The 16,175-nt window shown below is 57.8% G+C and carries 14 protein-coding genes; 9 read left to right on the top strand and 5 right to left on the bottom strand.

What is annotated here, in order from left to right; genetic code table 11:
* Positions 1–69: 69 nt before the first annotated feature.
* Together AC4HNJ_RS09230 and AC4HNJ_RS09225 are read left to right on the top strand one after the other, a co-directional pair.
* Positions 70–684, top strand: coding sequence for a hypothetical protein (locus AC4HNJ_RS09230; RefSeq protein WP_490479271.1), 615 nt, complete (start codon positions 70–72; stop codon positions 682–684).
* Positions 685–1,158: 474 nt separating this feature from the next.
* The gene (locus AC4HNJ_RS09225; RefSeq protein WP_490479270.1) at positions 1,159–1,419 is read left to right on the top strand and encodes an XAC0095 family protein; all 261 of its coding nucleotides are present in this window, start codon (positions 1,159–1,161) and stop codon (positions 1,417–1,419) included.
* 506 nt (positions 1,420–1,925) lie between these two features.
* Here AC4HNJ_RS09225 and AC4HNJ_RS09220 read toward each other — a convergent pair.
* Positions 1,926–2,612, bottom strand: coding sequence for a glutathione binding-like protein (locus tag AC4HNJ_RS09220; RefSeq protein WP_490479269.1), 687 nt, complete (start codon positions 2,610–2,612; stop codon positions 1,926–1,928).
* Between the two features lie 150 nt (positions 2,613–2,762).
* Here AC4HNJ_RS09220 and AC4HNJ_RS09215 point away from each other — a divergent pair, with 150 nt between their 5' ends.
* Together AC4HNJ_RS09215 and rbsK are read left to right on the top strand one after the other, a co-directional pair.
* Entirely contained in the window at positions 2,763–3,194 is a 432-nt protein-coding gene (locus AC4HNJ_RS09215; protein WP_490479268.1) for a DUF4890 domain-containing protein, read from the top strand.
* 129 nt (positions 3,195–3,323) lie between these two features.
* Positions 3,324–4,220, top strand: a complete 897-nt coding sequence (gene rbsK, locus AC4HNJ_RS09210) for a ribokinase (protein ID WP_490479267.1) — start codon at positions 3,324–3,326, stop codon at positions 4,218–4,220.
* 90 nt (positions 4,221–4,310) lie between these two features.
* On the opposite strand, the gene mnmE is transcribed toward rbsK, so the two are convergent.
* The 4 genes from mnmE to rpmH form a co-directional block, all read right to left on the bottom strand.
* Positions 4,311–5,663 carry a tRNA uridine-5-carboxymethylaminomethyl(34) synthesis GTPase MnmE gene (gene mnmE / locus AC4HNJ_RS09205; RefSeq protein ID WP_490479266.1) on the bottom strand — a complete coding sequence of 451 codons (1,353 nt, stop codon included), beginning with the start codon at positions 5,661–5,663 and terminating at the stop codon, positions 4,311–4,313.
* Between the two features lie 54 nt (positions 5,664–5,717).
* Entirely contained in the window at positions 5,718–7,406 is a 1,689-nt protein-coding gene (yidC, locus tag AC4HNJ_RS09200) for a membrane protein insertase YidC (protein WP_490479265.1), read from the bottom strand.
* 61 nt (positions 7,407–7,467) lie between these two features.
* The gene (gene rnpA / locus AC4HNJ_RS09195; RefSeq protein WP_490479264.1) at positions 7,468–7,848 is read right to left on the bottom strand and encodes a ribonuclease P protein component; all 381 of its coding nucleotides are present in this window, start codon (positions 7,846–7,848) and stop codon (positions 7,468–7,470) included.
* A gap of 14 nt (positions 7,849–7,862) precedes the next feature.
* A complete protein-coding gene (gene rpmH, locus AC4HNJ_RS09190; protein ID WP_008438884.1) occupies positions 7,863–7,997 on the bottom strand; it encodes a 50S ribosomal protein L34 in 135 nt (44 codons plus the stop codon).
* Between the two features lie 180 nt (positions 7,998–8,177).
* Between rpmH and dnaA the strand changes: the two genes are divergently transcribed.
* The 5 genes from dnaA (at position 8,178) to AC4HNJ_RS09165 (ending at position 16,121) form a co-directional block, all read left to right on the top strand.
* The gene (gene dnaA, locus AC4HNJ_RS09185) at positions 8,178–9,512 is read left to right on the top strand and encodes a chromosomal replication initiator protein DnaA (protein ID WP_490479263.1); all 1,335 of its coding nucleotides are present in this window, start codon (positions 8,178–8,180) and stop codon (positions 9,510–9,512) included.
* A 245-nt stretch (positions 9,513–9,757) separates the two neighbouring features.
* Entirely contained in the window at positions 9,758–10,858 is a 1,101-nt protein-coding gene (gene dnaN, locus AC4HNJ_RS09180) for a DNA polymerase III subunit beta (RefSeq protein ID WP_490479262.1), read from the top strand.
* A gap of 88 nt (positions 10,859–10,946) precedes the next feature.
* Positions 10,947–12,023, top strand: a complete 1,077-nt coding sequence (recF, locus tag AC4HNJ_RS09175; protein ID WP_490479261.1) for a DNA replication/repair protein RecF — start codon at positions 10,947–10,949, stop codon at positions 12,021–12,023.
* A gap of 76 nt (positions 12,024–12,099) precedes the next feature.
* Complete coding sequence (gene gyrB / locus AC4HNJ_RS09170; RefSeq protein WP_490479260.1) at positions 12,100–14,514, top strand: DNA topoisomerase (ATP-hydrolyzing) subunit B; 2,415 nt, start codon at positions 12,100–12,102, stop codon at positions 14,512–14,514.
* Positions 14,515–14,822: 308 nt separating this feature from the next.
* Positions 14,823–16,121: a tetratricopeptide repeat protein gene (locus AC4HNJ_RS09165; protein ID WP_490479259.1), complete on the top strand. Its 1,299-nt coding sequence runs from the start codon at positions 14,823–14,825 to the stop codon at positions 16,119–16,121.
* Positions 16,122–16,175 lie beyond the last annotated feature (54 nt).

Genomic DNA, 16,175 nt, shown 5'->3' with positions numbered 1-16,175 from the left:
CCATCGGAAAATCCAGCGCTTAGCGGGCTGTAAACAAGCGGTCGGACCCCCTCTGGTAAAATATCGGCCATGGGCAACATCATTGAACTGAAGACCACCGGTCAGCGTGCGCAGCTCCGCGAAGCGCAACAAAAACAGCAACTGGTGCGTTTATGGCGCGGCGATCTCGAACACGGCAGCTTCTGCGGGTATGTCGGCGGCGTGGGTAGGGAGTTTTTCCTGCTATGGGTCGTCGGTGACGGCGTTACCTACGATGGCATGTATGTGATGCGCCATCGCGACGTTACCGAGCTGGAAACTCCCGACAAGCATCAGCTTTTCATGGAGAAGGCGCTGGTGCTGAAGAATCTGGTACCCCGGCTGCCACGCAGCTTCCCCTTGGACAACATCCGCGACGTGGTGCAGGCCGCCAGCGCGATGGCGCCGGTGATCGGTGTGCATGTGGACAGCGAAGAGGAATCCGAAGTCTGCTACATCGGCCGCCTGGTAAGCGTGGAAGAAGAAGGCTTCAACATGCAGGAAATCACCCCCGACGCGGAGTGGTTGCATGAGGCATCGTTCTTCGCGTGGGATGAAGTTTCCACGGTGACGATGGAAGACGGTTACGCACAGTCCCTGATCGCCGTGGCCGGCGCACCGCCGCCGCTGTTGCAGGGTGATTCCGGCGTGGGTCGCGCGCATTGATAGGTTTGAACAGCTGCAAGCACAAAGCCCGCCGAAAGACGGGCTTTTTCTTTGCGATGATCGGTGAAGCACATGCATGGGCCTACAGCATGAGTAGACATATCCTGATGGACACATCACGCCATTCAACAGAAAGTGTGGCAGTCGGGTGTGCCCTTTGCTCTGGGGATCCACACACCCGACGTATGAGGTAAAGCGCGGATCGCATGAGTAGCAGCTCACACGATCCGCTGACCACTAACAACTAAACTGGAGTTGCTGATGGCTGTCCTGAATCATACGGCACTTGCGCGCTGCGGCGCGTCCTTCCCGTCAATTATGCGCTTTACGGCCACGCTGCTTGCGTGGTGTCAGGTGGTCTCGGGTACTTAGTCGCCGGCGCCTTGCGGCGTTTTCGATTTCGAAGCGGGGCATTGCCCCGTGCCCATCACGCCGCGTGCAATGCGCGGCGTGACCTGAAACATTGGAGCTTGCATGGAAGATTTATCCGCCACACTGCTACACCGTTTTTATTATCTGCTGCCACCCACTGGCCACGTAAAGTTGCTGGAAATACGCGATCACTTGTTTCTGCTCACCTCATTCATCACGCCGAATACGCATGAGGAAAGCCACACGCTCATGGAACTCAACCGCGCCCAGCTCGCCGAATGCTTCGAGCGCTTCGCGCTGGAGCTTGAGGATGTATTGAACACGGTGAAAAAATCCGACACGGCGCTGCATAGCCAACATTGAATACGGCCTTGGCTTGGCGAATGGTTGGCCCTTGCAGGCAGCACCTTTTGCTGACGTGATGGCTGGGAGAAGCATCCAGGTTCACGATTTTCCGCCACAGATTGCGACTGGCCTTAGCCGGCCGCAAAGCAGCGAGATGAAGCGAACGGCATGCTCACCGCGGGTCATGGGCTTACCGCGTCATGAGGGGCTTCACCCTGCCCCGTCCTCCCCTGCTACACGTAGGGGAGGGGAGCTAAGTAGCGCGGGCGGTTGAAGCACAGGCGTCACGTGCGGAAGCCACCCTGGCCAAAATCACTTTCATCCCTGCATCCAGGCGGGATGAGGTTGCTTACGTTCGCCCCTTGGGAAAAGAGTTGGGGTGAAGAGGCCACGCTTGCTTCAAACGTCTCTCACGCCGATACATGCACGTCACCAAGTGCTTACACATTTCGGCGTTCCTTCCCAAGAACCAGAAGGAAGGAACAAAGCGTCTTGCGTGCAAAACGCGCGCTCGTCAAAGCACTTCACCGGCCGAACAAATGGCGCCGCGCTTCTTCATCCGTGCGCAAGTCCGTCCTGCCTTGAATCGTGTCAGCTATTGCATATGCGCGACGTGTCGCCTCGCGATCGCGAATGTGCTCGAACCACCGCTTCACATTCGGAAAATCTTCCAGCTTCATGCTTTGGTTTTCGTACGACACGATCCACGGGTAGGCGGCCATATCTGCGATGCTGTACTCGCTGCCAGCTACGAAGTTGCGCCCTTCGAGCCGCTTGTCCAGCACGCCGTACAAACGCTGCGTTTCACGCACATAGCGGTCGATCGCGTAGGGAATCTTCTCCGGCGCATAGCGATTGAAGTGATGGTTCTGACCCAGCATCGGCCCGAGACCACCGACTTGCCAGAACAGCCACTCCAGTACTGTCGTACGGCCGCGTAGATCCTTCGGCAAAAAGCGTCCGGTCTTTTCAGCCAGGTACTGCAAGATCGCACCGGATTCAAACACGCTGATCGGTTCACCACCATCGGCCGGTTGCGTATCGACAATGGCCGGCATGCGGTTATTGGGCGAAATCTGCAGGAACGCCGCCTCGAATTGCTCACCTTTGCCGATGTTCACTGGCTTGATGGTGTAGGGCAGGCCGGTTTCTTCCAGAAACAGGGTGATCTTATGGCCGTTCGGCGTGGGCCAGTAATGCAGGTCGATCATGGCAGGCTCCATGGGGCGGGAAGTATGAAGCGTCGGGGCCGTTGGGGAACCTTTCAAGGCTTTCAAGTAAACGCCGGATACGTTTCTTCGTTACCTCATCTGTCGGCCATCGACCGATGGCCTTATACCCAGGGAACCCCGGAGACACCCATGAACAAATTAGCCTCGCGTTTTGCCCTGCTCGGCCTGGCGCTCGGCGTGGCCAGCCTTGCTCCTGCCGTGTTCGCACAGGCCAGCGGTACGGCGGCCGGCTCGGATAGCATGATGCGCCGCGCCCCCGATCCGCAGCGGCAGGCCACGCGTCTCGCCAAGCATCTGGGCCTTAGCGATGATCAAACCGCCAAGCTCACGACAATTTTGCAGAATCGTGCGCAGCAGCTCGCTGCCGTGCGCAATGATTCATCGCTCGCCCCGCAGGATCGCCACGCCAAGCTGCGTTCCATCCAGCAAGATGCCGATACGCAGATCAACGCCGTGCTTACACCGGACCAGCAGAAGGAATACGCCACGCTGAAGCAGAACATGCGGCAACGCTGGCAGAACGCGCACAACGGTGGCGGTTCCGACAACGGTTCCGATTGACGGTATTCACGGATTCGCAAGAACGATCCGCGTTCGCACACAAGCGGGCGCGGATCGCTACGTAAGCTACCGCTGCCTCGCATCTGCCTTTACGCTCTCCTTCCTTGGCAGTTACCTCGCGAGAGCCTCATGACCCGCATCGTCGTCGTCGGCAGCATCAATATGGATTTGGTTACCGTGGCGCCACGGTTTCCCGCGCCCGGCGAAACCCTGATCGGCGAACGGTTCCTTTCTGTACACGGCGGCAAAGGCGGTAACCAGGCTGTCGCTGCCGCACGACTCGGTGCGGAAGTGCACATGGTCGGCGCCGTCGGCGACGACGCCTTCGCTCAATCGCTATGCGATGGCCTGGCGGCAGAAGGGGTCGGTCTCGAACACGTCGCGCGCATCGCCCATTGCAGCAGCGGCACGGCATCCATCACCGTAGCAGTCGGCGAAAACGAAATTGTCGTCGTTCCTGGTGCCAATGCGTGTGTGACGCCCACGCACATAGTGCAAGCACAAACACTTATTGGTAGCGCCGATGCAGTGCTCGTGCAAATGGAAATTCCACTCGAAACCGTGGAAGCCACGCTGCGCATCGCCCATACGCAACACGTCCCCGTCATCCTCAATCCCGCACCGGCACAGCCACTTCCCGCCGCATGGCTGCAACTCGCCCGCTACATCACTCCCAACCAGCACGAACTCGCTACCCTCCTCAGCGCCGATCCCAACGAAGACTTCCGCACTCTCATGCAGCGCGCACCCGCTCCCGTGGTCCTGACCCGAGGCAGCGAGGGCGCTTGGTTCCGTGAAGAAGGCGAACCGCAGCATCAACCGGGCTTCGACGTAGAAGTCGTCGACAGCACCGGCGCCGGCGACACCTTCAACGCCGCCTTAGCCGTATACCTGCATGAAGGTTTGCCCATTGCTGTGCGCAAAGCATGCGCGGCAGCGGCATTGTCCGTGACCCGACTTGGCGCACGAGGCGGGATGCCGCATCCAGCGGAAGTTGAGGCGTTGCTAGCGAGGCAGCGCCTGTAATACCTGCAAAGGGCGCGTCCCGTAACAACGCAGATTGCTGTTACTTTTTTACATCGGGAGCTTCATTGCGCTTTTTTTAAAACTGCCGTGCTACTTGCCAATACAAAACGAACTGAAGATGGCACCCAGTAAATCATCACTGGTGTATGTGCCCGTGATTGCGCCCAACGCATGTTGTGCCTGGCGAAGTTCTTCCGCGGCAAGTTCGCCCGCATGCGTATCTATGAGCACACGTGCAGCGTGATCCAGGTGTTCTGCTACTTGCTCAAGGGCCACGATATGTCGGCGCCGCGCGCTGAAAGCACCTTCGCCGCTGCCGGCGCCGGCCAGTTGCTTCAGCTGTTGTCGCAGTGCTTCAAGGCCTTCGCCTGTTTTGACGGAGAGCCATAGCCAGGTGGCACCGTTGCCGATTTCAGTATGTGGTTGCGTATCGCCAAGATCGATCTTGTTGATGACGACCCTGCGTTCGACGCTTGCAGGAAGATCCCGCAACCAGGCCAAGTCTTCATCGGCATGTTGCGCATCGGTCACGAGCAGTACAACGTCCGCGCGTTCGCGTTCGCTGTGCGCGCGACGCACGCCTTCGCGTTCAACCGGATCGTGGGTATCGCGCAGCCCAGCGGTGTCGGCGAGTTCCAGAGTGATGCCGTCGAGCGAAATGCTTTCGCGCAGCACATCGCGAGTCGTGCCGGCGATGTCGGTGACGATGGCACGTTCGCTGCCGGCGAGGGCGTTGAGCAGGCTCGATTTGCCGGCATTGGGCCGCCCGACGATGGCGACGCGCAAGCCGTCGTTGAGGCGCACGCCACGTTGGGCTTCGCGCATCAGGTCCGCGAGCTGTTCGCGCAGGGTCTGCAGTTTGTGGGTGATGGCAGGGTCGGCGAGAAAGTCGATTTCTTCTTCCGGAAAATCGATGGCAGCTTCGATGTGTACGCGCAGTGCTATCAGCGCTTGCAGCAGTACCTCAACTTTGCGGGAGAACACCCCTTCCATGGACTGCAGCGCAGCGCGAGCGCCGGCCTGCGAGCGGGCGGCGATGAGATCGGCGACGGCTTCGGCTTGTGCGAGGTCGAGCTTGCCGTTTAGGAATGCACGTTCAGTGAATTCGCCAGGACGCGCGAGACGCGCACCCATTTCGCAAACGCGGCGGAGCAGGGTGTCGAGTAAAATCGGGCTGCCATGGCCCTGCAGTTCCAGCACGTGTTCGCCGGTGTAGGAAGCCGGAGCGGCAAAGTACAGCAAGAGCCCACGATCAATCAGTCCACCGTCTTTGTCGTGGAACGCAGTGAAGTGCGCGTAACGCGGTGTAGGTGCCTTTCCCAACAAGGCGCTTGCGATAGCAGGGACGTGTGCGCCGGAAACGCGTACGACACCGATGCCTGCTGCGCCGGGTGCGCTGGCGACAGCAGCGATGGTGTCTTCATGCAAGGCCTGAACGGTCATAGCGATCAGCATAACCGCGACGGGCGGCAAGAAGCCGCCCGTGCTGGAGGGAACTCAGGCCGCTGCTTTCGCTGCAGCCATTTCGCTGCGGCGATACATCCACCACTGCTGCAGCAGACGGCATAAACCGTTGACGACGTAGTACAGCACCAGGCCGGATGGGAAGAAGAGGAAGATCACGGCGAACATCAGCGGCATGAACTTCATCATCTTCTGCTGGGTGGGATCCATGCCGGGACTGGCTGGCATGAGCCACTGCTGAGCCAGCATCACAACGGTGTAAAGCACTGGCAGCACAAAGTAGGGATCGGCTGCGGAGAGATCGTGGATCCAGCCGAAGAAGGGCGCCTGACGCAATTCGACGCTATCACGCAGGACGTAATACAAGCCGTAGAAGATCGGGATGGTGATCACCAACGGCAGGCAGCCGGCAGCTGGGTTGATCTTCTCCTTCTTGTACAGCTCCATCATCGCCTGCTGCATCTTCTGGCGATCATCGCCATAGCGCTCTTTCAAGGCGTCGATGCGCGGCTTGAGTTTGCGCATCTTGTTGGCCGACGCGAATTGCGCGTTGGTGAACTTGAAGGTGGCGAGGTTGATCAACAGCACCAGCAGGATGATCGATACCCCCCAGTTGCCGGTGAGTTTGTCGAGCTGGGCCAGGATCCAGTGCAACGGCTCGGCAAAGATTTTCAGCCAGCCATAATCGATGGTGAGCTGAAGGCCCGGCGCGATGGCTTCCAACTTCTCAGGTAGCTTGGGACCGATATAGAGCTGCGCGGTGCTGCTTGCTTGCTGGCCAGGAGCAATGCTGATTTGCGGTCCGACACTGCGGATGACGTAATGCGGGCCGCCTTGTTGTTCATTCACCACCGTGGTGGAGAAGGTGTCGGTTTCCTTGGCCGGTGGAATCCATGCGCCAAGGAAATATTGCTGCATCATCGCCACCCAGCCACCGGTGACCTGGTTTTGCAGCGGATCCTTCTGGAATTTGTCGAAGGCCAGCTTGTTGAATTTCTGCTCGGGGCTGTACCACACGGCACCGAAGAATCCGTAGCGCGACTGATCGGAGATGCGCTGGAGGAAATTCTTGTATTCCGGGGTGGGGCGATCGATCCGTTGCAGCTGACGGTACGCGTTGCCGTCCCAGGTTTTGCCACTGCCGTTGTCGATCTGCTGGTCGAGGGAGATGACGTAGCTGTCGCGATGCAAGGTATAGCGCTTGATGACCTTGACGCCGGACGGGTCGGTCCAGGTGAGGTCGACATTCAAGGCGTCCTGACCAGGGGCCAGCGCGTAGCTGGTTTTCGCTGCCTGGAAGATGGCGCGATGATCGGGCGCGGCGCCGTCAGCACTTACCAAGCCGCTTTGTGCAGTGAAGTAATCGGAGCCACCATCATCGAGAAGACGAATCGGAGCCGGGTCGGGGTTCTTCTTCGTATGCGGTGCGACTGGGTAGTGCAACAGCTCCGAACGCACGATGCTACCGCCGCGTGTGTCGATGGTGAGGCGCAACACATCGGTGGTAACGGTAATGAGCTGGGCGCTACCAGCCTCGGCATTGCCGCTGGCGATGGATGGTCCGGCACCCGGCGCAGGGTTGTTGATCGCAGCGGTGCTGCTGGCGGAAGTCGTTGCTGCCGTTTCAGGCGGATGTGGTCCGTAGTCTTGCTCCCACTGCGTCCACAAAAGGTAGGCCACGGCCAGCAGGGCAAAGAGAAGGAAGGTGCGCGTTTGGTTCATCGCGTAGCGATCCGGAGATGGGCCTCGCCATGGCGGGCCAGGGGAAGTGGAAACAGGAAGGTCAGCGGACCATTGTGGCGGTGTCGCCCTCGTGCTTCAACGGCGGAAGTCTGCGCCAGAGGGCATCGAGCTCGGTCAGTAGCACTGCGCCGGGGGTATCGCACGCCTGTTCCCGCGCCATCACCATGAAATCGAAGGGTGGAAGCTGACTGCGGATGCGACGAAACGACTCGCGTACCAATCGCTTGATCCGGTTGCGATCCACTGCGCGCTTGGAGACCCGCTTGGAAATGGCGAGCCCGAGGCGGGCTTGTCCCGCATCGTTTTGACGATAGCGCACAGAAAAACAGCGGCCGCTGAGGCGGCCGCTGGCTTGTCGCAAGGCTGCGAAGTCACCGGCTCGGCGGATCCGCGCCTCGCGCGGCAGGCCGGCAGTGCCCACGGCTGTGCCTGTGCTTACGGGATCAGGCGCTTACGGCCCTTGGCGCGGCGTGCGCTGAGAACCTTGCGACCGTCGGCCGTGGCCATGCGTGCACGAAAGCCGTGCGTGCGGGCGCGCTTGAGCTTGCTGGGCTGGAAGGTCCGCTTCATGGCTTCCTCCTGTTATATGGGTGAAAAAGGTTGGAGATTATGAAGAGCCGCCGCCGGTCCTGTCAAATCCTTCCACCTTGCAAAGTTGTGGATATCCATGTGGATAGCTGGCCTACTGGTGCTGGTAGACTTTCTGGTCCACCCTGCGCGAAAGCGCCCCTGCTGTGGTTAAAAGTATCCATGAGTGATCTGTGGCGGCGCTGTCTGGAGCGTCTTGAAGGTGAATTGAGCGCCGAGGACCTGCACACCTGGCTGATGCCACTGCAGGCACGTGACGATGCGGATGGTTTGCAGCTTTACGCGCCCAATTCCTACACGTTGGACGCTGTTCGCGAGCGTTACCTGGTTCGCATTGAGGCGGTACTGGCGTTATTGACGGGGCGCAACCTGGTGGTGCGGTTGGAGGTGGGGTCCAGCGCGGCTGTCGTGAATCATCGTCCTGCTTCGGCGCCCAGAGCAGCGGTAGCGCCGGTAGAACCGGCACCTGTGAATTTTCATCACAACCTGGATCCTCACTACACCTTCGAAACCTTTGTCGAGGGCAAATCGAACCAGCTGGGTAAGGCAGCGGCCATGCAGGTGGCACAGAATCCTGGGCGCGCATACAACCCGTTGTTGCTTTACGGCGGCACGGGCTTGGGCAAAACGCATTTGATGCACGCTGCCGGCAATCTGATGCGGCAACATAATCCAAATTTCAAAGTGCTCTACCTGCGGTCCGAACAATTCGTCGGCTCAATGATCGAAGCCTTGCGTACTAAGAGCATGGATGAGTTCAAACGGCGCTTCCGTTCCGTAGATGCATTGCTGATCGATGACATCCAGTTTTTCGCCGGCAAGGACACTACGCAGGAAGAGTTTTTCCATACGTTCAACGCGCTGTTCGAATCGAAACAGCAGATCATCCTCACCTGTGATCGCTATCCGAAGGAAGTGGACAAGCTGGAGCCGCGCTTGAAGTCGCGCCTAGGTTGGGGTTTGTCGGTTGCAATCGAGCCGCCCGATTTTGAAACGCGTGCGGCGATTTTGCTGGCTAAAGCACAGGACAAAGGTGTCTTGGTGAGCGAGAACGTGGCCATGTTGTTGGCTAAACGCATTCGGTCAAACGTGCGGGATCTTGAAGGCGCGCTCAATACGTTGGCGGCACGTGCAAATTTTTATGGTCGCCCGATTACGACCGAATTTGCAGAAGAAACATTGCGCGATCTGCTCGCCACGCATGCGCAAGCGGTAACTGTGCCGAACATTCAGAAGATCGTCGCCGATTATTTCAGTGTTCGCTTGCAGGATTTGCTTTCAAAGCGGCGAGTGCGGTCGCTGGCACGGCCGAGGCAGATTGCTATGGCACTCTCCAAGGAATTGACGGAACACAGCCTGCCCGAGATCGGCGATGCTTTTGGCGGCCGCGACCACACGACGGTGCTGCATGCTTGCCGGACCATCCGGAAACTTTGCGAAACGGACACGCGCATGCGCCAGGATTGGGAGCAGCTGATTCGGACTTTGACGGGCTAAGCGGCCTTATGGAATAAGTGCTTGAAAAGTGGGCGCACATCCTGTGGATAATACGTAGATGCCTTGGCGGTCAAAAGTTATCCACTAACAATACACATGTCACAGGTGGTCCCAGGCACAGGGGTGTTTCCAGTAACTCTTTGTTTTGAAATGATAATCTTGGCTTATCAAGTTATCCACGGGTCCAGCTACAGCCACCACTCTTCTTTTAAAAACAGAACTGCAGGATTAGGGAAAGCACCAACATGCAATTCAGCATCCAACGAGAAGCGCTGCTCAAACCCTTGCAGCAGGTAGTCGGTGTGGTGGAACGGCGTCAGACCCTTCCTGTCCTCGCCAATCTTTTAGTGAAGGTCGGAAGCGGGAAGCTGTCGTTTACCGGCACGGATCTCGAAGTTGAGATGGTGGCGTCGACTGACGCCGAGGGTTTGGTGGACGGTGAAACCACCATTCCGGCGAGAAAGTTGTTCGACATCGTTCGCGCTTTGCCCGATGGGGCCAAGATCGAGCTAAAGCAAAATGGCGATCGTGTCGCATTGAATGCGGGCCGTAGCCGATTCACCTTGGCGACGTTACCTGCGACGGAATTTCCCACTGTCGAGGAGATCGAGCTGGTCGAGCGAGTAAGTCTTCCTGAGGAGGTTCTGCGCGACTTGATGGAACGCACTGCATTCGCGATGGCTAATCAGGACGTGCGTTATTACCTCAATGGCATGTTGCTGGATTTACAGGAACACGCGCTTCGCTGTGTGGCGACGGACGGTCACCGATTGGCGCTGAAGGAAACCCACTTGGAGAGCAAGGTGTCCACGCGGCGCCAAATCATCATCCCCCGCAAGGGCGTGAATGAATTGATTGGCTTGCTTGAATCGGGTGACGGATCGGTCGAACTGGAGTTTGGTCGTAACCATCTGCGCGTTCGTCGTGGCGAAGTGGTGTTTACGTCTAAATTGATCGACGGACGGTTTCCTGATTACGAAGCAGTCATTCCGCTGGGGGCAGACAAAAAGGCGACGCTTGATCGGGAAGTGCTGCGAGGTGCGCTGCAGCGCGCGGCGATTCTGTCGAACGAGAAATATCGTGGCGTCAAGCTAGAGTTCTCGCCGGGCAAGCTACGCATCGTTGCGCACAATCCTGAGCAGGAAGAGGCGGTGGAAGAGGTTGAAGCCGATACGCCTGTGTCGGATCTTACCGTCGGCTTCAACGTGGGGTATTTGCTCGACGCGTTAAGCGCGTTGCGAGGAGAACGTGCGCGCTTGAGCTTGCGTGATGCCCAGTCCAGCTGTTTGGTGCAAGAAGATGAAAATGAGCAGTCCCGTCATGTGATCATGCCGCTACGCCTTTGATGTTTATCGTGTCGAGTGAGCATGCGGTGTGCGGGATGCGACGCCGGGGCCTTGAGCTCCGGCGTCGTTGTTTGGGCGTTCTTTTTTTATGAGGCTGCAGCGTCTTCACATCAGAGGTCTACGATGCATTGTGGATCAGGCTCTGGAATTCGCGCCTGGTTTCAATGTTTTGATCGGCCCGAACGGTGCTGGAAAGACATCCGTGCTTGAGGCGGCGTTTTTGTTGTCCCATGGAAGATCTTTTCGGAGCGGTGCCCGTGATGCATTGTTGGCGAGGGGGGCACCCGAGCTAAGCATTTTTGCGGAGGTCAGTCATGACGATGGTCAGGTACATCGTCTTGGCATGGGGAAGGAGGCCGGCCGTTGGCAAGCTCGCTTGGATGGGCGGGACGTTTCCGTGGGTGAGCTGATCCGCGAGTGCGCAGTTGTTTGCTTTGAGCCTGGATCTCACGCGTTGATCGCAGGACCTGCGGAGGAACGTCGTCGTTTTCTCGATTGGGGCGTGTTCCACGTGGAACACAATTTTCTAGTGGCGTGGCGTCGTTATCAGCGGGCCTTAAAGCAACGGAATAGCTTGCTCCGGCTGGCGCCTGCCGACGGCAGTCTCTTCATTCCATGGGAGCTGGAGCTTGCAAAGACAGGCCTGCTGATTGACGAGTGGCGAAGGGGGTATTTGGATGCGTTACTACCTCTGCTGAGGGATGAGGCCTCGACGCTCCTGCCGGAGCTGGGGCGGCTCGAACTTCGCTACCGAAGCGGGTGGCCGGATGGGGTCGACCTGGCGGAGACGCTCGCGAACCAGCGCGTTCGGGACACGGGCAAAGGGCATACCTCTGCAGGTTCTCATCGGGCTGATTGGAGCCTTTCTTTCGAGGGTGCTCCTCAACGTGAACACTTGTCCCGCGGACAGGAGAAGCTCACTGCGCTTGCTTGCGTGCTGGCTCAGGCGCGGTTGGATGCTCTGCGCCGGGGTGAGTGGCCTATTGTCTGTCTTGATGATCTAGCTTCCGAGCTCGACCAAAGCCATCAAGCCGCGGTAGTTCAAAGGCTGGTAAACAGCGCCGCCCAAGTTTTTGTCTCCGGCACAGGGGTTCCTGAAACCATGGGGGGGCAAACCAAGGCATTGTTCCACGTGGAACAAGGCAAATTGGCATCACTGCTATAATTACTCGGTTGTATCCGACCCGGTCTCAATAGGCGCTATGCCAGGCGGATTACTAGCGTCGCCACACGGTTATTGCATGAACGCATCCTACGATTCGAACAGCATCAAAGTACTCAAGGGCCTTGAGGCGGTGCGCAAGCGCCCAGGCATGTACATCGGCGATACCGATGACGGCACGGGCTTGCATCACATGGTGTTCGAAGTCGTCGATAATTCGATCGATGAGGCGCTGGCCGGCTATTGCGATCGCGTCATCGTAACCATCCACGATAATGGCTCGGTCAGCGTGGTGGACAATGGCCGGGGTATCCCGGTCGATACGCATCCGGAGGAGGGCCGTTCGACCGCCGAGGTCGTGATGACGGTGCTCCATGCCGGAGGAAAGTTTGACGCAAACTCCTACAAGGTTTCCGGCGGTTTGCACGGCGTCGGCGTGTCCGTGGTTAATGCGCTCAGTGAACACCTCTGGCTGACGATCTATCGCGATGGTTACGAATACCAGCAAGAGTATTCGCTAGGAGAGCCGCTTTACCCGATAAAGCAAGTCGGAGCATCCGAGAAACGGGGCACCACCGTTCGCTTTCTACCTAGTCCGCAAACGTTCACGCATATCGAATTTCACTACGACGTGCTCGCAAAACGCCTGCGTGAACTCGCCTTTCTCAATTCGGGCGTCACCATTGAACTGCATGACGAACGTGGGGAAGGGCGCAGCGATACCTTTGCCTATGAAGGCGGCATCAGATCGTTCGTACAGCACCTGGCCCAGCTGAAAACGGCCCTGCATCCGAACGTAATCAGCCTTAGCGCTCAACAGGATGCCATTACCGTTGAATTAGCCATGCAGTGGACCGACTCCTACCAGGAGACGATGTTCTGCTTCACCAACAACATCCCACAGCGCGACGGTGGCACCCATCTCACCGGGTTTCGTGCCGCACTGACTCGCGCGATCCAGGCGTATATCGAAAAAGAGGGCCTGGCCAAGAGCGCCAAAGTGATGCTGTCCGGTGATGACATGCGCGAAGGCCTGATTGCGGTGCTTTCGGTCAAGGTTCCCGATCCGAAGTTTTCGTCACAGACCAAGGACAAACTGGTCTCTTCGGAGGTCAAAACGGTCGTCGAGCAGGTGGTCTACGAAAAGCTCGGTGAGTTCCTGCTCGAGCATCCCAATGAGGCCAAAGCCATTGCCTCGAAGGTGGTGGACGCAGCGCGCGCACGCGAAGCGGCACGCAAGGCCCGCGAAATGACCCGCCGGAAAGGGGCCCTTGACATCGCTGGGCTGCCGGGCAAGTTGGCCGATTGCCAGGAAAAAGATCCGTCCCTGTGCGAATTGTTCCTGGTGGAGGGCGACTCTGCCGGCGGCTCGGCCAAGCAGGGGCGTAACCGCAAAACCCAGGCTGTGCTTCCCTTGAAGGGCAAAATCCTCAACGTGGAAAAAGCGCGTTTCGACAAGATGCTTTCATCGGCCGAAGTCGGCACTTTAATCACCGCGTTGGGTACAGGCATCGGCAAAGAGGATTACAACCCGGATAAGCTCCGCTATCACCGCATCATCATCATGACTGACGCGGACGTAGATGGCTCGCATATCCGCACATTGCTCCTGACTTTCTTTTATCGCCAGATGCCAGATTTGATCGAGCGTGGACACGTCTATATCGGGTTGCCTCCGCTGTACAAGCTGAAGCAAGGCAAGCAAGAGCTTTATTTAAAGGACGACGCTGCGCTCAACGCCTACCTGACGGCCAGTGCCGTCGATAATGCCGAGCTCAGTTACAGCGCAGAAACGCCGCCCATTAGCGGCGAAGCTCTCGAAAAACTGTTACGCGACTACCAGCAGGCACTCGACCAAATCGACCGTCTTAGCCACCGCTTCGATGCGAATGTGTTGACCGCCATGCTCGAACGCGCTCCGCTTGAGTCAAGCCATTGGAGCGATAGCACTGCCATGCAAGCCTGGCTGGATGGTGTTGCCGAGAGTCTTGCATCCAGTGGCTTGGGCAAACCGCGTTATCGACTTGCCCTGCGGGCCGCCCAGGGTGAACAGCCGGCAGCGATCGAAGTGGTTCGCGATCAACACGGTTTGAGCCACACGTGGTTATTGCCTCAGCCCTTCTTCGCCAGCTCGGAATTCCGGCCGATCCTTATGGCGAGTCAGCAACTGGCCGGGCTGATCCAGCCTGGTGCCGTCGTTCGGCGCGGTAACGGCTCGCGCGGAGTGGTCAAGTTTGCCGATGTGCGCAGCTGGCTGCTGGAGGAAGCGAAGAAAGGGCGAATGATCCAACGGTTCAAGGGTCTGGGTGAAATGAACCCCGAACAGCTATGGGAAACGACCGTGAATCCGGAAACCCGCCGCATGCTGCAAGTCGGCGTCGAAGATGCCATCGCCGCGGACCAGATGTTCTCCATGCTGATGGGCGAGGCTGTGGAGCCGCGCCGAGACTTCATCGAAGCCAACGCGCTTAAGGTCGCTAACCTGGATATCTGAAGACGAACATGCCCGGCACACGATATCCGTGCCGGGTATCGACGAGCAGCGCCATACTAATGTATTAATACAACGAAACAGACGTAGACGCGCCACTCACGGCGATAACAAGATCCTCAAACGCCGGTCGCCGTACTTTCGTCGTACAAAATGCGGCCGCGTATGGGGCTAATATTATAAGTGCATGATTTAACTAAAACTTTCTTGCGGCGATGCAGCTTGTTATCGATAGCAAGCTCGGGTTAATCTCAGTGATCCCCCCGCACGAACAGTGCGTGAATTCGACTCTTGTCATTTTGAGGAACGCCATGAAACACGCTTCCCTGAAGATGCTGGCCGGCGCAGCGTTTGCGTTGATGTTGGCAAGCACTCCGGCGCTAGCGAGCGACAACTCGTCGAGCGGTCAGCAGAAAGCGGCCCCGCAGTATCCCAATGCGACCCGTAAAGAACCCAAGCTTGATCTGACCGACAAGAAGGAAGCGGATGCGCTCAACAAAGGACTCGATGCTGCGCAGGCCAACAACAAAGATGACGCTGAGAAATTGCTGCAACCCATCGCCGACAACAGCAAGAGCAAGTACGCACAGGCATTGGCGCTGCAAGGTCTTGCTCGCTTGCATGCAATGAATAACGATCTGCCTGGTGGTATCGAGCTGTTGAAGCGTTCACTCGACAACGGCGTTCTCCCAAACGACACCTACTTCACGCTTGAACTCGAACTGGGTCAGTTCTATCTGCTCAACAAGCAATACCAGCAAGCCATTGATCAGATCGAAAAGTGGCGTGCGGAAGGCAAGAAAGAAACACCCGACTCATACGCAATGGAAGGCGAAGCGTACTATTACCTGCAGAAATATCCGGAGTCGATCGCGGCGATCAAGAAAGCGGAAACGCTGACGAACAAGCCGGATCCACGCTGGAATCAATTGCTGATGCTGGATTACAACGATTCCGGTAACAAGGCTGAAGCAGCAGCGCTCGCCAAGCAACAATTAAGCGCAAGTCCGACGGACCCCACCAGCTTCCACAATGCGCTGAGTCTGGACATCCAGTTGCAGAAGTACGACGACGCGTTGAAACTGATGGAAGACGGCAAAGCGAAGGGTTTGGTCAGCACTGAAAGTGACTATGTGACCATGGCCAAGTTGTACATGAATGAAGCGCAGGATCAGTCCACGCAGGATCCAGGTCCTGATGCAGACAAGGCCGTACAAGTGCTGCAGGAAGGCATGACGAAGGGTGTCGTCAAGCCCACTGCTGAGAACTACGAGCTGATCGGCGATGCGAATATGATCGGCGGTAACGCTGATGCCGCTGCTGCTGCATATAAGAAGGCCATTCCAATGGCCACCGATGGGGAAGCGGCATACAAAGCCGGTGTCGCGCTCGTTACACAGAACGAATACAGCGCCGCCAAGCCGCTTCTCCAACAAGCGATCAGCAAAGGTGTGAAACACAAGGGCAAGGCCTACATGGCGCTCGCTCAAGCGAATATAGGCCTCAAGGATAAGGCCGCTGCAGCCGATGCAGTGCTGGAAGCTGAAAAGGATCCGGAAACCGCTGCTCAGGCCAAAAAATGGCTGAAGCAAGCGAATATCGGTAACTGATCCCTTGATACTTGGCGTTGGATAAGTAGGTCAGATGGACGTCCAAAAGTTTGT

It is taken from the genome of Dyella sp. SYSU CM1112, from assembly GCF_058216415.1.
This window is presented reverse-complemented; position numbering and strand designations above follow the sequence as displayed.

Excerpts from the sequence above, each read along its gene's own strand:
- AC4HNJ_RS09230 (WP_490479271.1), top strand. The coding sequence starts at position 70 with ATGGGCAACATCATTGAACTGAAGACCACCGGTCAGCGTGCGCAGCTC.
- AC4HNJ_RS09225 (WP_490479270.1), top strand. The coding sequence starts at position 1,159 with ATGGAAGATTTATCCGCCACACTGCTACACCGTTTTTATTATCTGCTG.
- AC4HNJ_RS09220 (WP_490479269.1), bottom strand. The coding sequence starts at position 2,612 with ATGATCGACCTGCATTACTGGCCCACGCCGAACGGCCATAAGATCACC.
- AC4HNJ_RS09215 (WP_490479268.1), top strand. The coding sequence starts at position 2,763 with ATGAACAAATTAGCCTCGCGTTTTGCCCTGCTCGGCCTGGCGCTCGGC.
- rbsK (WP_490479267.1), top strand. The coding sequence starts at position 3,324 with ATGACCCGCATCGTCGTCGTCGGCAGCATCAATATGGATTTGGTTACC.
- mnmE (WP_490479266.1), bottom strand. The coding sequence starts at position 5,663 with ATGACCGTTCAGGCCTTGCATGAAGACACCATCGCTGCTGTCGCCAGC.
- yidC (WP_490479265.1), bottom strand. The coding sequence starts at position 7,406 with ATGAACCAAACGCGCACCTTCCTTCTCTTTGCCCTGCTGGCCGTGGCC.
- rpmH (WP_008438884.1), bottom strand. The coding sequence starts at position 7,997 with ATGAAGCGGACCTTCCAGCCCAGCAAGCTCAAGCGCGCCCGCACGCAC.
- dnaA (WP_490479263.1), top strand. The coding sequence starts at position 8,178 with ATGAGTGATCTGTGGCGGCGCTGTCTGGAGCGTCTTGAAGGTGAATTG.
- dnaN (WP_490479262.1), top strand. The coding sequence starts at position 9,758 with ATGCAATTCAGCATCCAACGAGAAGCGCTGCTCAAACCCTTGCAGCAG.
- recF (WP_490479261.1), top strand. The coding sequence starts at position 10,947 with ATGAGGCTGCAGCGTCTTCACATCAGAGGTCTACGATGCATTGTGGAT.
- gyrB (WP_490479260.1), top strand. The coding sequence starts at position 12,100 with ATGAACGCATCCTACGATTCGAACAGCATCAAAGTACTCAAGGGCCTT.
- AC4HNJ_RS09165 (WP_490479259.1), top strand. The coding sequence starts at position 14,823 with ATGAAACACGCTTCCCTGAAGATGCTGGCCGGCGCAGCGTTTGCGTTG.